17 protein-coding genes are annotated in these 15,377 nt (G+C 65.1%); 6 read left to right on the top strand and 11 right to left on the bottom strand.

Annotated elements, in window-relative coordinates; all coding sequences use genetic code 11:
* The 6 genes from GJ700_RS23290 to GJ700_RS23265 all read left to right on the top strand — a co-directional run bounded on the left by GJ700_RS23290 (position 1) and on the right by GJ700_RS23265 (position 5,149).
* A complete protein-coding gene (locus GJ700_RS23290; RefSeq protein WP_154378397.1) occupies positions 1–756 on the top strand; it encodes an ABC transporter ATP-binding protein in 756 nt (251 codons plus the stop codon).
* A gap of 8 nt (positions 757–764) precedes the next feature.
* Positions 765–1,487 (top strand): ABC transporter ATP-binding protein, encoded by a 723-nt coding sequence (locus tag GJ700_RS23285; protein ID WP_154378396.1) that lies wholly within the window; start codon positions 765–767, stop codon positions 1,485–1,487.
* Between the two features lie 20 nt (positions 1,488–1,507).
* Complete coding sequence (gene paaY, locus GJ700_RS23280) at positions 1,508–2,119, top strand: phenylacetic acid degradation protein PaaY (protein ID WP_154378395.1); 612 nt, start codon at positions 1,508–1,510, stop codon at positions 2,117–2,119.
* Positions 2,120–2,137: 18 nt separating this feature from the next.
* On the top strand, positions 2,138–4,183 hold the full coding sequence (gene paaZ / locus GJ700_RS23275; protein WP_154378394.1) for a phenylacetic acid degradation bifunctional protein PaaZ: 2,046 nt from the start codon (positions 2,138–2,140) through the stop codon (positions 4,181–4,183).
* A 147-nt stretch (positions 4,184–4,330) separates the two neighbouring features.
* Positions 4,331–4,702: a hypothetical protein gene (locus tag GJ700_RS23270; protein WP_154378392.1), complete on the top strand. Its 372-nt coding sequence runs from the start codon at positions 4,331–4,333 to the stop codon at positions 4,700–4,702.
* A gap of 3 nt (positions 4,703–4,705) precedes the next feature.
* On the top strand, positions 4,706–5,149 hold the full coding sequence (locus GJ700_RS23265; protein ID WP_154378381.1) for a DUF2846 domain-containing protein: 444 nt from the start codon (positions 4,706–4,708) through the stop codon (positions 5,147–5,149).
* Positions 5,150–5,196: 47 nt separating this feature from the next.
* Here the strand turns inward: GJ700_RS23265 and GJ700_RS23260 are convergent, their stop codons facing one another.
* From GJ700_RS23260 to GJ700_RS23210, 11 genes are all read right to left on the bottom strand, one after another.
* Entirely contained in the window at positions 5,197–6,426 is a 1,230-nt protein-coding gene (locus GJ700_RS23260; protein WP_154378367.1) for a M24 family metallopeptidase, read from the bottom strand.
* A 120-nt stretch (positions 6,427–6,546) separates the two neighbouring features.
* Complete coding sequence (locus GJ700_RS23255; protein ID WP_154378365.1) at positions 6,547–7,083, bottom strand: type II secretion system protein; 537 nt, start codon at positions 7,081–7,083, stop codon at positions 6,547–6,549.
* The gene (locus tag GJ700_RS23250) at positions 7,083–7,457 is read right to left on the bottom strand and encodes a type II secretion system protein (protein ID WP_154378470.1); all 375 of its coding nucleotides are present in this window, start codon (positions 7,455–7,457) and stop codon (positions 7,083–7,085) included. Before GJ700_RS23250 ends, GJ700_RS23255 begins: the two co-directional genes overlap by 1 nt.
* Before the next feature lie 8 nt (positions 7,458–7,465).
* The gene (locus tag GJ700_RS23245) at positions 7,466–7,948 is read right to left on the bottom strand and encodes a type II secretion system protein (protein WP_154378363.1); all 483 of its coding nucleotides are present in this window, start codon (positions 7,946–7,948) and stop codon (positions 7,466–7,468) included.
* Complete coding sequence (locus GJ700_RS23240) at positions 7,948–9,888, bottom strand: secretin GspD/PilQ domain-containing protein (RefSeq protein ID WP_229507195.1); 1,941 nt, start codon at positions 9,886–9,888, stop codon at positions 7,948–7,950. The genes GJ700_RS23245 and GJ700_RS23240 overlap by 1 nt, the downstream gene beginning before the upstream one ends.
* Positions 9,885–10,424, bottom strand: coding sequence for a hypothetical protein (locus tag GJ700_RS23235; RefSeq protein ID WP_154378361.1), 540 nt, complete (start codon positions 10,422–10,424; stop codon positions 9,885–9,887). The genes GJ700_RS23240 and GJ700_RS23235 overlap by 4 nt, the downstream gene beginning before the upstream one ends.
* On the bottom strand, positions 10,421–10,978 hold the full coding sequence (locus GJ700_RS23230; RefSeq protein ID WP_154378359.1) for a hypothetical protein: 558 nt from the start codon (positions 10,976–10,978) through the stop codon (positions 10,421–10,423). Before GJ700_RS23230 ends, GJ700_RS23235 begins: the two co-directional genes overlap by 4 nt.
* Positions 10,966–11,544, bottom strand: a complete 579-nt coding sequence (locus GJ700_RS23225; RefSeq protein ID WP_229507194.1) for a PilN domain-containing protein — start codon at positions 11,542–11,544, stop codon at positions 10,966–10,968. The genes GJ700_RS23230 and GJ700_RS23225 overlap by 13 nt, the downstream gene beginning before the upstream one ends.
* On the bottom strand, positions 11,535–12,407 hold the full coding sequence (locus tag GJ700_RS23220; RefSeq protein ID WP_154378357.1) for a hypothetical protein: 873 nt from the start codon (positions 12,405–12,407) through the stop codon (positions 11,535–11,537). Before GJ700_RS23220 ends, GJ700_RS23225 begins: the two co-directional genes overlap by 10 nt.
* Complete coding sequence (locus GJ700_RS23215) at positions 12,394–14,103, bottom strand: GspE/PulE family protein (RefSeq protein WP_154378355.1); 1,710 nt, start codon at positions 14,101–14,103, stop codon at positions 12,394–12,396. The genes GJ700_RS23220 and GJ700_RS23215 overlap by 14 nt, the downstream gene beginning before the upstream one ends.
* On the bottom strand, positions 14,103–15,329 hold the full coding sequence (locus tag GJ700_RS23210; protein ID WP_229507193.1) for a type II secretion system F family protein: 1,227 nt from the start codon (positions 15,327–15,329) through the stop codon (positions 14,103–14,105). The genes GJ700_RS23215 and GJ700_RS23210 overlap by 1 nt, the downstream gene beginning before the upstream one ends.
* Positions 15,330–15,377 lie beyond the last annotated feature (48 nt).

The following is a 15,377-nucleotide window of genomic DNA, read 5'->3' as shown; positions in this document are numbered from 1 at the left end:
ATGCTGACCATACAAAACCTGTCAAAAAGCTTTGGCGGCGTGCACGCGGTACAGGATGTCAGCTTCACCGTGAAGGAAGGCAGTATCCATGCGGTGATCGGACCGAATGGCGCAGGCAAGACCACGCTGTTCAACCTGGTCACGGGCGTGTACACGCCGACCAGCGGCCAGGTCGTGCTGCGCGGGGAAAACGTGGCCGGCATGTCGCCGGACTTGCTGGCGCGGCGCGGCATGAGCCGCACTTTCCAGAACCTGCAAGTGTGCATGAACATGTCCGCCATCGAGAACGTGATGGTCGGCGCCCATTTGCGGCTGAACCAGAACCTGTTCGCATCGATGCTGCGGCTGCCGTCGGTGCGCAAGGCTGACGCGGCGTGCCGCGATGAAGCGGCGCGGCTGATGGAGTTCGCCGGTGTCGGCAAATATGTCGATGCGCACGCCAGCCAGATGCCATACGGCGCGTTGAAACGGCTGGAAATCGCGCGGGCGCTGGCGGCGCAGCCGAAGGTGCTGTTGCTGGATGAACCGGCGGCCGGCTTGAACCACACGGAAACCGGTGAAATCGAAGCGCTGATCCGCAAGGTGGCGCAATCGGGCGTGACGGTGGTGCTGGTCGAGCACGACATGAAACTGGTGATGAATTTGTCCGACCATATCCTGGTGCTGGACTATGGCAAAAAGCTGGCCGAGGGCACTGCTGCCGAAGTGCGGGCCAATCCGGCCGTGGTGGCGGCCTACCTGGGGGCGGCGGCATGAGGGACACCATGAATAACCAAAGCGAACCGTTGCTGGAAATCCGCGGCCTGACCAGCCACTACGGCCGCATCCAGGCCTTGCACGGCATCGATATCGACGTGCGCCGGGGCCAGCTGGTGGCGCTGGTGGGCGCCAACGGCGCCGGCAAGACCACACTGTTGCGTGCGATTTCCGGTGTGCAGCCGGTCAGCGGCGGCACCATCCGGCTGGCCGGCGCGGACATCACGCGCGCCAGCGCCGACCAGCGCGTGCGTGCCGGCATTTGCCAGGTACCGGAAGGCCGGCAAGTGTTCGGGCCGATGAGCATTGAAGACAACCTGAAGCTGGGCGCCTTTACCCGGCCAAAGGGCGAAACCGCCGAACAGATGGAGCGTATGTATGCACTGTTCCCGGTGCTGAAGGAAAAACGGCTGCTGCCGGCCGGCACCTTGTCCGGCGGCCAGCAGCAAATGCTGGCGATGGCGCGCGCGCTGATGGGCAAGCCTTCCGTGCTGCTGCTGGACGAACCCAGCATGGGCCTGGCGCCGCTGCTGATCGCGGAAATCTTCCGCACGGTGGCCAGCCTGCGCGACCAGGGCATCACGATTTTCCTGGTCGAGCAAAATGCCCATGCGGCGCTGGCGATTGCCGACGTCGGCTACGTGATCGAAACCGGCGCCATCACGCTGTCCGGTCCGGGGCCGGAATTGCTGGACAACGAACAGGTGCAAAGCGCCTATCTGGGCATGTAAGGAAATCACGAGGAAACACTATGGTCAAAGTCTATGAAATCAACGGCATCCGTCCCGTCGTGCATCCGACCGCGTTCGTGCACCCGACCGCGGTGCTGATCGGCGACGTCATTATCGGGCCGCGCTGCTATGTTGGCCCGCTGGCGTCGATCCGCGGCGACTTCGGTCGCCTGATCCTGGAAGAGGGCGCGAACCTGCAGGACGGCTGCGTGATGCACGGCTTTCCCGGCTGCGATACCGTGGTGGAAGTCGACGGCCATATCGGCCACGGCGCCGTGCTGCACGGTTGCCGCATCGGCCGCAATGCGCTGGTGGGCATGAATGCCGTGGTGATGGACAACGCCGTGATCGGCGCGGAAAGCATCGTCGCGGCCATGAGTTTCGTGAAAGCGAACATGGAAGTGCCGCCCCGCTCGATGGTGGTGGGCATGCCTGCGCGCGTGATGCGCGAAGTCACGGACCAGGAAATCCAATGGAAAACCTCGGGCACGGCGCAATACCACGAACTGGCGGTGCGCTCGCTGAACACCATGCGCGAAGTCGATGCGCTGACCGAAGTGGAACCGGACCGCAAGCGGATGGAGTGGGAAACTTCGCTGCCGCTGCATCAACACAAGAATGAAGCCAAATAACCGACTGGAGAGAACACCATGCCTCAAACTCTGCAAAGCCTGATCGCCGGCCGCTGGCACGGCAAGGAAGCGGCAACGCCGCTGTATAACGCGTTGAACAATAGCGTGATCTACCACACGCACGCGGAAACCATCGATTTCTCCGAAGCCGTCACGTACGCGCGCAAGACCGGCGTGCCGGCCCTGATGAAGCTGGACTTCCAGCAGCGCGCGCAGCGCCTGAAAGCGCTGGCGATGTATCTGATGGAGCGCAAGGAAGAGCTGTATACGATTTCGCACCTGACCGGCGCCACCCGCGCGGACAGCTGGGTCGACGTGGAAGGCGGCATTGGCACCCTGTTCGCCTATGCGTCGATGGGCAGCCGCGAACTGCCATCGTCGAACGTGCTGCATGAAGGGCCGGCCATGGCGCTGGGCAAGCGCGGCGGCTTTGCCGGCACCCACATCCTGGTACCGCGCGGCGGCCTGGCCGTGCACATCAACGCGTTCAACTTCCCGATCTGGGGCTTGCTGGAAAAATTCGCGCCGACGTTCCTGGCCGCGATGCCGTGCATCGGCAAACCCGCCACCGCGACCAGCTACCTGACCGAAGCCGTGGTGCGCATGATCCATGAATCCGGCCTGCTGCCTGACGGCTCCTTGCAGCTGGTGATCGGCAGCACGGGCGACTTGCTGGACCGCCTGACGGGCGCCGACGTGGTGACGTTCACCGGTTCGGCCGATACCGCCGCCAAGCTGCGCGCCAACCGCAACCTGATCGCCAATTCGGTCCCGTTCGCGGCCGAAGCCGATTCGCTGAACTGCGCGATCCTGGCGCCGGACGTGACGCCGGACGATGCGGAGTTCGACTTGTTCGTCAAGGAAGTCGCCCGTGAAATGACGGGCAAGGCCGGCCAGAAATGTACGGCCATCCGCCGCATCATCGTGCCGCGCGACCGTGTCGACGCGGTGGCGGAGCGCCTGCGCGAACGCCTGGCGAAAGTCACGGTGGGCGACCCGTCCGTCGAAGGCGTGCGCATGGGCGCGCTGGCGTCGAAAGACCAGCAAAAAGACGTGGCCGAGCGCGTGGCGATGCTGGCGCAGGGCAACGAGATCGTGTTTGGCGAGCGGGATGGTTTCAAGCCGGTCGGCGAAGGCGTGGGCGAAGGCGCGTTCTTCTCGCCAACCCTGCTGTTGTGCCGCAATGCGTCCGTCAACGACGCGGTGCACGACGTGGAAGCGTTCGGCCCGGTGTCGACCATGATGACCTATGACGGCATCGATGAAGCGCTGGAACTGGCCGCGCGCGGCAAGGGTTCGCTGGTGTCGACGCTGGTGACCAAGGATCCGAAGACCGCCGCCTACGCGGTGCCGGTGGCGGCCGCCACCCATGGCCGCGTGCACATTCTCGACAAGGAATCGTCGGTCGATTCGACCGGACACGGTTCGCCGCTGCCGCAACTGAAGCACGGCGGTCCCGGCCGCGCCGGCGGCGGTGAGGAACTGGGCGGTATCCGCGCGGTGCGCCACTTCCTGCAGCGTTCCGCCGTGCAGGGTTCGCCGACCATGCTGGCCGCCGTCACCGGTGAATACGTGCGCGGCGCGGCCGTCAATGAAAGCGATATCCACCCGTTCCGCAAGTACTTCGAGGATTTGCAGATGGGCGACTCGCTGCTGACGCACCGCCGCACCGTGAGCGAAGCCGATATCGTCAACTTTGGCGGCATTTCGGGCGACTACTTCTACATGCACTTCGACGAGATCGCCGCGAAAGACACGCAGTTCGGCAAGCGCATCGCGCACGGCTACTTCGTGCTGTCGGCGGCGGCGGGCCTGTTCGTCTCGCCGGCGCCGGGCCCGGTGCTGGCCAACTATGGCCTGGACAACCTGCGCTTCATCACGCCGGTGGCGATCGGCGACACCATCCGCGCGCGCCTGACCTGCAAGCGCAAGGTCGACCGCAACCGCACCGACGACCAGGGCCGCGGCCAGGGCGTCGTGGCGTGGGATGTGCAGGTGACCAATCAGAACGATGAGCTGGTGGCGTCGTATGACATTTTGACCTTGGTGATGAAGAAGCAGTAAGCCCGCCGTCGCGCGCTTCCGGATACAGGCGTCCACGTGGCGCCTGTTTTTCTTCCGATGGAAATGCAACGGGCGTGAATATTGGTGAGTTTTCAACTGCATGTTAGCGGTTACGATGGCGGACATTATTTTTTGCCCAATCACTCCATGCGTTTTTCCATCTTTGCCGCAGCCCTGATGCTGGCCGGTTGCGCCGCCGTCCAGCATGTTCCCGTCGCGATGACGCCCGCCACCGGTTCCACCGCGCTGGTTCCGAAGTCGCTTGCCAGCGAAGTCGTGGTGCCGCTGGCGACGGGGTTCGAGCGCAAACTGCCGGCCGGCAGTTTCTGGACCATGGCTGGCGCCATTCCGCAGGGAACGGTCTACCGCCGCCACAAGGATGTTTTCACGCTGGAGGGGGCGCACGTGCACGAAGCTTACCTGGTGGTCGAGCAAGGCCGCCTGGTGGGTTTCTATCTCCCGGCTGAACGGGGCTTTTCGCCGCAACAGCCATCCCTTCCCATCACACTACAGGAATAAAAAATGAAATTGATGAAATTTGCCGCCATCGGCCTGGCCCTGGCATTGACGGGTTGCGCCGCCACCGGCCCGAAATTCGCTGAAGCGGAATCCGCCGTCCCGGCGCTGAAAGCCGACCAGGGTCGCGTGTATTTCTACCGTAACTCGAGCATGCTGGGCGCCGCGCTGAAACCGGCGATCCAGTTGGACGGCATCGAAGTGGGCAACTCGCACCAGGGCGGCTACTTCTACGTGGATACCTATGCCGGCAGCCACGTGGCGCAAACCAGTACCGAAGCGACCAACAAAGTCAGCTTCGTGCTGGATAAAGGCGAAACCAAATACGTGCGCACGTCGGTGTCGATGGGCCTGATGGTTGGCCACGTGGTGCCGGAACTGGTGGGTGCGGACCAGGCGCGCAAGGACCTGTCCGAATTGAGCTACACGGGCACTAAAGCCGCTAAATAAGCAGCTGGAAAGCATGCAGGCGGGCCGCACAGGCCCGCCCCGGCGCATTACTGCGCCAATCCGAACGGATCGTCGATGCTGTGCGCCGGTTTGGTGAACCAGCGCGGACCGTCTTCCGCCATGTAAAAGTGGTCTTCGTGGCGTACGCCGAATTCGCCCGGCACCACGATCATCGGTTCGTTCGAGAAGCACATCCCCACGTCCAGCGGCGTGTTGTCGCCGCCAACCAGGTATGGCCACTCGTGGATATCGAGGCCGATGCCGTGCCCCGTGCGGTGCGGCAGGCCGGGCAGCTTGTAGCCCGGACCGAAGCCGTCTTCTTCCAGCGAGCGGCGCGCCGCCTGGTCCACGGTTTCGCATGGCGCGCCCAGTTGCGCCGCCGCGAAGGCTGCCGCCTGCGCTTTCTTTTCGCTGTCCCACACACTGCGCTGGCGCGCATTCGGCTCGCCGTACACATAGGTGCGCGTAATGTCGGAAATATAGTTGTGCACCTTGCAGCCGGTGTCGATCAACACCGTGTCGCCCTGTTTCAGCGTCTGCACGTAGCTGACGCCGTGCGGATACGACGTCGCTTCGCCAAACAGCACGATGACGAAATACGAACCCGGTGCGCCGACCTTGCGGTGCGCGCTGGCGATGAATTGCTCGACTTCGGTGGTGGTGATCCCTTCGCGCAGCATCGACGCGGTGGCCACGTGCACGGCCAGGGTCATGTCCTTGGCGCGCTGCATCAGTGCGATTTCCGCTTTCGACTTGCGCATGCGGCAGTGCGCCGTCACGGGACGGGCGTTTTCCAGCGCATAGCCTTCGGCCAGCGGCTTGATGCCGTCATAAATGAAGAACGCGGCGCTTTCGCAAATGCCGATGCGGGGCGGCTGGGTTGCGTCGGGCTTGATGCCCATGCGCTGCAACGTATCGATGAACAGGCGGTACGGGCTTTCATGTTCGTGCCAGCCATTGACCTTGCCTTCGACCAGCATGAAGTCCAGCAAGGTGCTTTCTTCAAATGCGGGGGCAATGTATTCGATCTCGCCCTGTGCAGGCAGGATCGCGCCCACCATGCGTTCACTCGGGTGCCAGCGCGTGCCGGTAAAGTAAAGCAGGTTGGCGCCCGCGTTGATGTAAATGGCGGCGATGCCATTCGCCTGCATGTAGCTTTGCGCGCGCGCGATGCGCTGCAAATGTTCGTCCTTGCCGATGGGGATGGCGCCTGCCGTCATGTCGGACAGCGTCGCCAGGGCTTGTTCCGCGGTTTTGCCGCCTACGCCGATGGTCATTGTGATAACTCCTGGTCATTTCCGGTGGCGGCGATGATAGCAGCTTTAGCGGTGGGGAAAACGCCTTGTGCCGCGATCGTATCGCGCCATGAGGAAAGCCGCACAGCGGGCGCCGTCCGTTCAGCCGCCCGTCATCTGGTTGCGCGGCATACCGGGTGGCGGCGCCGCCTGCGGTCCCGTGTACAGGTCGGACGGATAGGTGAACACCCAGTCCGCATACCGCCCCTTGCCATTGAAGCCACGGTCGTCGTCGAGGAAGTTGCCTTGCTTGATGGGCGCCTGTTCGGACAGCGAATGAATGCCGACGATGCGTCCCTGCTGCCGTACCAGTCCCCATTCCGCCTTGCCCGTCATCGGGTCCGTATACAGCCGCCGCAAATGGCGCTTGGCGCCGGGAAAGCGGGGGTCTTGCAGCAATTCGTCCAGGGTCAACGGATATTGCGCCATGCCGCCCGCGCCCTTCGCTTGCAGGTAGCGTCCCAGCGCCTGGCGGAATTCGTGGCCGATGAACAGCAGTTGCGCCTCCTTGTCGCGCCGCGCCGACGTCGCATACAGTTCGCCGCCGATCGCCAGCGCGCTGCCCATCAGCGCCACCAGCATCAGGGTCCAGATGTAGGCAAACCCGCCGGCGGTGCGGGAAATACGGTGTTGTCGCATCACAGCTGGTTGTAGGGAACGCCGTCGCGCGTCTTGCCCTGCGCACCACTGCGCACGTCCGCAATGCCGGCCATGCCCGCCGCCTGCGGGCTGACGGCTTGCCACGTCTTGTCGGAATCGGTCATCGGATCGAGCGGCACGGCGCGGAAGTACTGGTAGGTGACGAGGTCGGCCAGGGCGCCCGGATACTCGCCCTTGTCGGCGTAATACTTGTCGATGCCGATGCGCAGCACGCGCAGGTTTTCCTTCAGCGCCGCTTCCTTCGACTTGTCGACGGAGCCGAAGTAGCGGGGCAGGGCGACGGTCAGCAACAAGGAAATGATGGCCAGCACCACCAGCAGTTCGATCAGCGTGAAGCCGCGCTTTTTTGTCATCATGCCCGTCACCATGTCTTTAAAGGGATGCCGTTCAGGCCTGTCAAGTCCGAGCGGCTGGCCACGTCGAAGACGTCGGCGCCTTCCGTCGGATTGTCCGGCGCCGACGCATAGGCGCGCTTGGCCCAGGTGTCCGCCGCGCTGGCGATCGAGGGCGGCGCGAACGGATCGCGGGGAATGCGTCGCAGGAAATACATGGACCGCTTTTGCGGGTGGCGCTGGTCCGGCACGCCTTCGGCCAGTTCTTCCAGTGTTTTCGGGAAGCCGGAATCGCCCAGGCTCAGTTTGACGCTGCCATTGTCGGACGCCCGCTTGTACGCATCGATGGCTTCGCGGATTTCCTGCAGCGCCAGGCGCAATTCGCGCTCCTTGTCGCGCTGGATCGCCACCTGCGCCATCGGCACGGCCACCGTGGCCAGCACGCCCATGATGGCCAGCGTGACGATCAGTTCGATGAAGGTGAAGCCGCGCTGGCGGCGCAAACGGCCCATCACTGCACCTTCTTCGGTCCCGGACCGGCATTGGCAGGCTTGTCGGCAGGCTGGGATTGCGGCGATTGTGGCGACGGCGCGCCGGCATCGTCGGCGCCGGACATCGGCGTGCGCACGAATGGCGGCGGTTCCGTCGTCGGCTGCGTTACGCCCAGGTCGGGCCCCGCCACCGCGGCGCGCACGCCAATCGAACTTTCCGTTCCGGACAGGAATTCCGCTTCATGCAAATCCGGCCGCCGCACGGAACGCAGCAGGCGCGGCGTGATCGACAGCACGATCTCGCTGCGCGAACTGTCATCCTTTTGCGTGCCGAACAGCCGGTTCAGGATGGGCAAGTCGCCCACGCCGGGCACCTTGCTGCCCACCTTGCGGTCTTCATCGTTGATCAGGCCCGCCAGCACCTGGGTTTCGCCGTCGCGCAGGCGCAGCACGGTCGACGCGCTGCGGGTGCCGATCTGGTATGCCTGCGTACCGGATTTGCTGGTGACTTCCTTCACCACGTTCGACACTTCCAGGTTGATCTTGATGGCCACTTCATCGTCCAGGTGCACATTGGGTTCCACGTCGAGTTTCAGGCCCACGTCGACGTAATTGACGCTGTCCGAACTGACGCCATTGTTGGTGGTGACCGTGATGACCGGCACCCGGTCGCCGATCAGGATCTTGGCCTTGTCCTTGTTGCGCACGCGGATGCGGGGATTGGCCAGCAGGTTGTTGTCCGTGTCGGTCGCGCCGGCATTGATGGTGGTGGCGCCCAGGCCCAGGTTGATATTGTGGCTGTTGATGCGTTTGAGGTCCGACACTTTCAGCGGGTTGGAGCCGACGCTGGTGGCGTTGGCGCCCGCCAGGCTCAAGGTCGCCTGTTCCGGCCAGTGGATGCCCAGTTCCTGCAGGCGCGAGCGCTTGACCTCCAGCACTTCCACTTCCAGCATGACTTCCGGGTCGGCCAGGTCCTGTACGGCGATGATGCGCTCCGCCATGCGCACCATGTCCGGCGTATCGCGCATGATGATGATGCCCAGGCGCTCGTCGGTGACGATGTCGCGGGCTTTCAGCAGGGTTTTCAGCGTGAACGCCACCTGCTTGGCTTCCGCATTGGCCAGGAAGAAGGTGCGGACCATCAATTGCTGGTAATCCTTCACCTTTTGCGGGTTGTTGGGGAAGATCGTGATCGAGCGTTCGCCCGTCACGGCCTGTTCCAGTCCCGTGGACGACAGCAGCATGGCGATGGCTTCCTCGATGCTGGCGTCGCGCACGGAAATCGTCGCGCGCAGGTTGGGATCGACTTCGCGGTCGAACGCGAAATTCAGGCCGGACACCTTGCCGATGAAGTCGAACACGGAACGGACCGGCGCATCGCGGAATTGCAGCGTGACGGGCTTTCGGAACGCGGCCGACAGCCGGCCCGTGCCTTTCTGCGCCTGCGCATCGGCAATGCGCGCTTTCAGGCGCAGCGCCTCGCGCTGGCCGGGTCTTTCCTGCAGCACGGGACGCAGCAAATCCAGGGCGGCCGCCGTATCGCCGCGCTGGAACTGGCTTTCCGCATCCAGCACGATGGCGCGGTGGCGGCGTTCCTGCGCCAGCGCCGCCAGCCCTTGCTGCGCCACCATGCTGTGCGGATCGATCGTCAGCGCCTGGCGGTACAGCACTTCGGCTTCGGCGTCGTTGCCCTGCTGGCGCTGCGCTTCGGCGCGGCTGGTGTAGCCGTTGACCAGCGCCGCCTTGCGGTTCAGCAGCGCGATGCGGTATTGCGCATTGTGCGGATCTTCGCGCAGCGCCTGTTCCAGCTTGGCCATGCCCTGTTCAACCTGGCCCGCGTCGAGCAGCGCATTGCCTTCCCTGAAACTGGGGTTACCCGCGCACGCGGCCAGCAGCATCGCGGCTGCCGTTGCGGTGGCGACGCTACCCAGGCGGGACAGCAGATGTTGTGGTTGATTCAATTGGCTTCCCCTGTTGCGTTGGTGAGTGCAAGCGTGACGGTTTGGTTGCGCGGCAGGTGCGTGAACGACAACGCGCCATCGTGCGCCGCATCGAGGCGGTAGGCGCTGGCAATGGTGTCGCCGACCCTGGCGACGATGTCCTGGCCATCGGCTTGCAGCAAATACGTGGTTTGTCCGCCGTCGCGGTAACTGCCAAGGAATACGAAGGGGAGTGCGGCGGCGTTGACGGCCTGCGCGACAGTCGCCTGCTCCGGCTGCACCGCGCGCGCCGCCACCAGTTTCAGCGGGGCGGGCTGCATCTCGGCGCTGCCGGCAAACAGGTTGCCCACATCTTCATCTTCGATGCGCCGCTGGATTTGCAATTCGGCGGGAATGGCAGGCGACATGGCGACCGGGGCGGCAGGCACAGGCGCGGCGGTTTCCACGGAAGCGGCCGGGCGCGGCGTGGCGGCGGCTGGCGGCACCACGTCGTCATCCGGTGCAAACCATGCCAGCGCCACGGTGGCGGCGCCGGCGGCAATGATCCATTTCTTCATGACCGGCTCCTGACCAGCAGCACGAACTGGATGCGCGCTTCCACGTCGGCAGCATCGGACCGTTCGCGCTTGAACGCCACGCTCTCCAGCGTCAGCGCCGGCAGCGCCTGCAGCGCTTCCAGCATGAATGCCTGCACGGCGGCGTAATCGGCCTTGACGGGCAGGTTGATCTGGTAGCGCATGAAGTTCGCGCGCGGCTCCGCCTGCGGCTTGTATTCCGCCTTGGCCAGCGGCACGTGGTGCTTGTCCGCGATGTCCACCAGCGTTTGCAATTGTTGGGGAAGCGCGGCGTGGGCAGGCAAGTGATCGTAAAACGCGGCCAGGCCATTGGCGGCGGTGGGCGGCGCTGCTATGGGAACGGCCGCCGCGCGCGTGGCCATGGCAAGGCGCCCCTGCATGGCGGGCAATTGTTGCCGCAGCGCTTGCGCATGCCACAGCATGGCCAGCGCACAGGCCAGTGCTGCGCCGCCGATGGCGGCGGGTGCGCCCAGGCGGCGCAGCGCGCGCCGGACTTCCCACCTGGCGCGTGGCGTGATCGACGTTACTGCCGCCATTGCGCCTCCAGCTGGAAACGGTAAGGACGGGGCTGGTCGCTGGCGGCCTGCTCATGCTTGATGAGGTAGACGGAGCGGAACAGCGGCTGCTGGCTGAGGAAAGCCAGGTAATTCAGCATGTCGCGCGCGGTTTCCGCTTCGGCGGCGATTTTCAGGCTGCCGGCCGGCCCCTGTGGCGCGGCCCTGGCCGTGTCACCGCCATCCTGCGCCGGCTGGCCATTCAAGTCCACTCCCAGCAGCGCCACATGGATATCGGGCGGCGCCTGCAGTGTTTTCAGCAGGCGCGGTACCGGCAAATTCAACTGGCGCACGGCTTCCGCCACCACTTTGACTTGCTGTTCCTGTTCGCGCTGCACGGCCGGTGGCAACGGCACGGGCGCCGCGCGGCGCGGCTGCGCGGCTGCGATGCGCGCTTGCAGCGCCTGCACGTCGCCATAGGCGCGCAGCCAATGGGCGCCGGCCGGCAGCAGGGCCAGGATGCCCAGCGCGGCCAGCATCAGCCGCCAGCCGCCTTGCGGCGCCGCGGCGGGCGTGAATGACAGGCGGGTTTCCCGCATCAGGCGCATAAGGCCTCCTGCATGCTTGCGGGAACCAGCGCCGCTGCGGGACCGAACGGCGTATCGACCAACTTGAACAGCGGCGGCAGTGCCGGTTGCGGGGAGGGCTGGCAGGTCAGGTCGATCACGGCGGCAGTGGTGATACCGTCGAGCTCCGGCATGCGCAGCGCCCAGCGTTGCCAGGCGCGCTCCAGTTCGACCTGCCACGCCGGCCCGCACGGTTGCGAGCACAGGGCGGCGATGCGGCCGTTCGTCACGGTGGCCATCGTCAGCTTTCCCTGTTCCACGATGGCGAAGGCCGGCATGCCCGTTTGCATGCGGCTGGCCGTGCCCATGACGGGTTCGATGATCGTGCCTTGCTTGCCCACGGCCATGCGCAGCGCCTGCAGCAATTCGGCATCGATGCCGCATGCGGCGCGCGGCTGGCCATAGGGCGCATCATCGTTGGCGATATTCCAGCCCCGCGCAGCGTCCCCGTACACGGCCGACAATTGCATTTGCAGGAAACGCGTCGCCGCTGGTTCCGCCAGCAACGCGTCGCTCCAGGGCACCATGACGAACTGGCACCAGCGGCCGGACAGGGTGACGGACAGCGGCGCCTGGTCGGTAATGGCCGTCATGATCGCGTTGGCGGCGTCGTTGGCCTCCAGCATGTCGGCGGGACGCTCCAGCAGCGCGCGCAGCATTGCCGCCGGCGCTTCCCAATGCCCTGCGGGATTGGCGACAGGCAGCACCGCCACGCCGGCGATTCGGTCGCCTTCGACGGCGGCCGCCACCACCTGCTGCGGCGCCAGGTAGATGCGCACGCTGCGCCGCATCAACAGGGGCAGCTGGGGACGCAGCGTCGCGGTGATTCGTTCAGTGAGTGACACGGTTCAGCTCCGTCAAGGTGGATTCGCCGTTGCGCACCAGTTCCAGCGCGGCTTCGCGCGCCAGCCGGAAACCCATGCGGGCGGCTTCTTCTTTCATGCGGCTGACCGGGGCGCGCGTGCAAATCATTTCACGCAGCGCATCGTTCAGGATCAGGACTTCGGCAATGGCCTTGCGGCCCTTGTAACCGGCGCCACGGCAATGGCCGCAACCCTTGCCGGCGCGGAACCGCCAGCCCCGCACCTGCTCCGCCGTCAGGCCGCTGTCGGCCAGTTCCTGCGCATCGGCTTCCACGTCCACCGCGCAATGTTCGCAATTGACGCGCATCAGGCGCTGCGCCACGATGCCGTTCAAGGCGGCGGCAAAGCTGTAGGCGTCGACACCCATGTGCAGGAAGCGGCCCACCACGTCGAACACGTTGTTCGCGTGCACCGTGGTGAACACCAGGTGGCCCGTCAGCGATGCCTGCACGGCGATTTGCGCGGTTTCATCATCGCGGATTTCACCGATCAATATCTTGTCCGGGTCATGCCGCAGGATCGAACGCAGGCCCCGTGCAAACGTCAGCCCTTTCTTTTCATTGACGGGGATTTGCAGCACGCGGGGCAGCCGGTATTCGACCGGGTCTTCGATGGTGATGACCTTGTCGCGGCCCGTGTTAATTTCCGTCAGCGCCGCATACAGGGTGGTGGTCTTGCCGGAACCGGTGGGCCCCGTCACCAGCAGCATGCCGTGCGGGCGGGCTGCCAGCCGGCGCACCTGGTCGATCGCATCGGTATTCAGGCCCAGGCTTTCCAGTGTCAGCGCATTGGCGGCCGCTGTCAGCGCGCGGCGGTCCAGCAGGCGCAGCACGGCGTCTTCGCCGAAGATGTTCGGCATGATGGACACGCGGAAGTCGATTTCGCTGCCCTTGATGCGCACCTTGAAACGGCCATCCTGCGGCACGCGGCGCTCCGCGATATCGAGGTCGGCCAGCACCTTGATGCGGGAGACCACCTGTTCGGCCATCTGCAAGCCCTGCACCTGGCCGGCCTGCACCAGCACCCCATCCACGCGGTACTTGATGACCAGGCTGTTGACGTCGCATTCGAGATGGATGTCGCTGGCCTGGAATTTCAGCGCATCGTAAATCGTCGAGTTGACCAGTTTGACCACGGGGCTGGTGTCGCCGCTGATACCGATCAGCGAGATATCGACGATGGCCTGGTCCAGGTCCGCCGCTTCACCGTCGTCCGCATCCGGGTCCTGCATCATGTCGCGCATCGCCTGTTGCGCGCTTTCCTGTTGCGACAGGTAGGCGGCCAGGTCGTCCGCATGCGCCAGCGCCACGGTGAACGTGACGCCGGTGGCGTATTGCGCCCATTGCGGCACGTCGTCGGCGAACGGATCGGCCAGCACCAGGACAGGCACGTCGCCCGCTTCCGGCTGCGTCATCAGGACGCAGCCGCGCTGCGCGCAGTCCGTGTACGGCAGCAGGCTGTACACCGGCTGCGCGGCCTGCAGCATGGCCATGGTCCATGCGGGATAGTGGAACAAGGCGGCCAGTTGCCGCGTGAAGTCGTCCGGCGCCAGGCCGGCCATCTCTTCCAGCACGGCCAGTTGCGGCCGGCCCTGCGCCAGCGCGGCGGCGGTGGCCTGGCGTAGCAGGGCAGTGGTCAGCGAGGAGGTCAAAGCGGGCAGGGGGGCGCGTGCATTCATCAGCTCAAACTCCCGGCAAGTTCAAAGATCGGCATATACATCAGGACCACCACGCCGCCAATCACCACGCCGATCACCGTCATCAGCATGGGTTCCAGCAGGCGCGACGCCCAGTCCACCCAGCGCGCGAATTCCTCGTCATGGAAGCGCGCCGAGCGTTCCAGCATGTCGGACAGGCGTCCCGTGTTTTCCCCCACTTTCAGCAGCGATTGCGCGACCGGCGTGGCCAGTCCCTGCTGGTCCAGCGCGGTGGAAAACGGCAAGCCTTCGCCGACCGCGCGGCGCACGTCGGCAAGCTGGCGCTGTTGCGCCGGCATCAGCATGCCGCTGACCATGGCCAGCGCCTTCGACAACGGTATGCCGGCGTGCAGCAGCAGCGACAGCGCTCGGTAAAAACGCGCCAGCCGGAATTCGGCGGCTTTCGCGGCCAGCACGGGCAGGCGTAGCACGGCCAGGATCAGTTGCGCGCGGATGGCGGCATTGGCGGCACAGGCCACCGCGCCGCCGACAAGGGCGCAGAGCACGCCGGCGCACAGCCATGGATGGGCGGCCAGCGAACGGCCGAAGCCCAGCAGCATTTGCGACATCCACGGGATATCGCGGCCGGAACTTTCATAGACGGCGGAAAATTTCGGGACCACGTAGCCCAGCAAGAACAAGGTCACCAGGGTGCCGACCGCCAGCAGCATCACGGGATAGATCGCGGCGGAAACCAGCTTTTTGCGGATGGCGTCGAATTGCAGCTGGTATGCCACATAGCGCGCCAGCGCTTCCGGCAAGTTGCCGGAACGCTCCGCCGCATGCACGGTGGAGACGTAGAGTTCGGGGAAGATGGCGGGGAAGGCCGCCAGTGTTTCGGAAAAGCTCTGGCCCTGCGACAGCGCGCGGCGGATCTCGCCCAGCGTGGCTTTCGCGCCCGCCTTGGCTTCCTTGCTGTGCAGCGTGGCCAGCGCTTCCGACAGGTTCAGTCCCGCTTCCAGCAGCGCCAGTAATTCCTGTGAAAATTGCAGCAACGGGAACGGTTGCGCGCGGGCGCGCAGCAAGCCGCCGGAAGGCGTTGCGCCGTCGGCGGTAGCGGAAGGTTGACCCGCGATGGCCAGCACACGCCAGCCCTGGCGCAGCGCTGCGCGGATGGCGTCGGCTTCGGTGGCGGCATCGATGGTGATGGTGCGGCGCGCCTGTGCGCCGGCGCCGCCCTGGACTTCGAGCTGGAACTGCAGGGACATCAAACGTTCACATTCGTATTCTGTATTGCACCAACGGGTGTGGCGGAC

It is taken from the genome of Pseudoduganella rivuli (assembly GCF_009674485.1).
In the GTDB taxonomy this organism is placed as follows: Bacteria; Pseudomonadota; Gammaproteobacteria; order Burkholderiales; family Burkholderiaceae_D; genus Rugamonas; species Rugamonas rivuli_B.
The sequence above is the reverse complement of the archived record's forward strand: the minus strand, read 5'-3'. Positions and strand labels throughout refer to the sequence as shown.

Coding starts and splice junctions, on each gene's coding strand:
- GJ700_RS23265 (WP_154378381.1), top strand. CDS start 4,706: ATGAAATTGATGAAATTTGCCGCCATCGGCCTGGCCCTGGCATTGACG.
- GJ700_RS23210 (WP_229507193.1), bottom strand. CDS start 15,329: ATGTCCCTGCAGTTCCAGCTCGAAGTCCAGGGCGGCGCCGGCGCACAG.
- GJ700_RS23225 (WP_229507194.1), bottom strand. CDS start 11,544: ATGCGCCTGATGCGGGAAACCCGCCTGTCATTCACGCCCGCCGCGGCG.
- GJ700_RS23285 (WP_154378396.1), top strand. CDS start 765: ATGAATAACCAAAGCGAACCGTTGCTGGAAATCCGCGGCCTGACCAGC.
- paaY (WP_154378395.1), top strand. CDS start 1,508: ATGGTCAAAGTCTATGAAATCAACGGCATCCGTCCCGTCGTGCATCCG.
- GJ700_RS23250 (WP_154378470.1), bottom strand. CDS start 7,457: ATGACAAAAAAGCGCGGCTTCACGCTGATCGAACTGCTGGTGGTGCTG.
- GJ700_RS23260 (WP_154378367.1), bottom strand. CDS start 6,426: ATGACCATCGGCGTAGGCGGCAAAACCGCGGAACAAGCCCTGGCGACG.
- GJ700_RS23245 (WP_154378363.1), bottom strand. CDS start 7,948: ATGGGCCGTTTGCGCCGCCAGCGCGGCTTCACCTTCATCGAACTGATC.
- GJ700_RS23235 (WP_154378361.1), bottom strand. CDS start 10,424: ATGAAGAAATGGATCATTGCCGCCGGCGCCGCCACCGTGGCGCTGGCA.
- GJ700_RS23255 (WP_154378365.1), bottom strand. CDS start 7,083: ATGCGACAACACCGTATTTCCCGCACCGCCGGCGGGTTTGCCTACATC.
- paaZ (WP_154378394.1), top strand. CDS start 2,138: ATGCCTCAAACTCTGCAAAGCCTGATCGCCGGCCGCTGGCACGGCAAG.
- GJ700_RS23215 (WP_154378355.1), bottom strand. CDS start 14,103: ATGAATGCACGCGCCCCCCTGCCCGCTTTGACCTCCTCGCTGACCACT.
- GJ700_RS23270 (WP_154378392.1), top strand. CDS start 4,331: ATGCGTTTTTCCATCTTTGCCGCAGCCCTGATGCTGGCCGGTTGCGCC.
- GJ700_RS23230 (WP_154378359.1), bottom strand. CDS start 10,978: ATGGCGGCAGTAACGTCGATCACGCCACGCGCCAGGTGGGAAGTCCGG.
- GJ700_RS23290 (WP_154378397.1), top strand. CDS start 1: ATGCTGACCATACAAAACCTGTCAAAAAGCTTTGGCGGCGTGCACGCG.